This window comes from Streptomyces inhibens (genome assembly GCF_003389455.1).
GTDB classification, from domain to species: Bacteria; Actinomycetota; Actinomycetes; order Streptomycetales; family Streptomycetaceae; genus Streptomyces; species Streptomyces inhibens.
In genome coordinates, this window is sequence record NZ_QUAC01000286.1 from 1 (window position 1) to 1,301 (window position 1,301).

Sequence of the window (1,301 nt, forward strand, 5' to 3'; positions counted from 1 at the left end):
TGGCTTTGTTCACGAGAACCGACAGCACCTGTACACGAGTTTGGGAGGCGTCGGCGGTGCCTCGTGTTCGATGTTCATGAGAAACGACAGCGCCAGTGCACCCCGTCGTCGCAGAGCCGCCACTCGGGAAGTCGCGACGACACCCCAAGTAGCTCTGCGTAGTATCTCCGTGGCATCCGGCCACGGAGACTCCGCAAAAACCTGTTTGGCGGACGAGGGCGACCACCGCTACATTTCCGGAGGCCGTGCGAGAGATCGAGGAGGTGGTACCCGTGAACGCAGTATCGACATGGGTGCTCCCCTCCGGGGTCACGGTCGGGCGATAGGCAGGTCGTCCGGGAGCGCCGTTCCAGTGCACTCCCGAAAGGCACGACCATGCATTTCACTTCTGAGCAGCGCCTCGACGACGGCGTCCTCGAACGCGAATTCACCCTCGGTGAGATCCCCGGCATCCTGTGGACGCCCGCATCCGCATCCGCACCGGTGCCGCTGATCCTGCTCGGCCACCCTCCCCTCGGGCTGCGCAAGATGTACCCCCGACTGGTGGCCCGGGCCCGGCACTCCGCGGCGGAGGGCTTCGCCACGGCCACCATCGAGCTTCCCGGAAGCGGCGACCGGCCCCGCTGGCCCGCCGCCGAGCAGGCCCGCGCCGACCTGCGCCGGGCGATGGAGGCCGGCGAGCCGGTCAGCGACGAGATCGTCGACGCCCTCATCCTCCCGCTGGTCGACAAGGCGGTCCCGGAATGGCAGGCCGCCCTTGACGCCCTCCTGTCGCTGCCCGAGATCGGCGGCCCGGTCGGGTACTCGGGGGGAGTGATCTCCATCGGCGTTCGCCTTGCGGTGGTCGAGCCGCGCATCGTGGCCGCCGGTTTCTTCGCCGGGAGTTTCGTGCCTCGCGCCATGTTCGAGGAGGCCCGCCAGGTCACCATTCCGCTGCACGTCCTGCTGCAGTGGGACGACGAAGGGAACGACCGGCAGGCGGCCCTGGACCTGTTCGACGCCTTCGGCTCCAAGGAGAAGTCCCTGCACGCCAACATGGGCGGGCACACCGGCGTCCCGCAGTTCGCGGGGGACGCCGCGGCCCAGTTCTTCACCCGACATCTGAAGTGAGGCCGGTCCGCCAGACCGGCAGCAGACGGTAGCTGATGTCGGCCGGCATGCCATCGAGGACAGGTCCCGGCCCTCCGCAGCTCTCTACACCGTGGGCCCCTGCTGAACTCTCGGCAGGGGCCCGTGCTGCCTGAAGTCATGAACTGTTCGATTTCTGCAGAGCTTCGAGTGCTGCCCAAACTCGTGTACAG

At 67.6% G+C, this 1,301-nt stretch carries 1 protein-coding gene; it reads left to right on the forward strand.

Annotated features, from left to right (window positions below):
- Nucleotides 1–375: 375 nt before the first annotated feature.
- Nucleotides 376–1,110, forward strand: coding sequence for an alpha/beta hydrolase (locus DY245_RS32925; RefSeq protein ID WP_128510829.1), 735 nt, complete (start codon nucleotides 376–378; stop codon nucleotides 1,108–1,110).
- Nucleotides 1,111–1,301: the final 191 nt, after the last annotated feature.

Excerpts from the sequence above, each read along its gene's own strand:
- DY245_RS32925 (WP_128510829.1), top strand. The coding sequence starts at position 376 with ATGCATTTCACTTCTGAGCAGCGCCTCGACGACGGCGTCCTCGAACGC.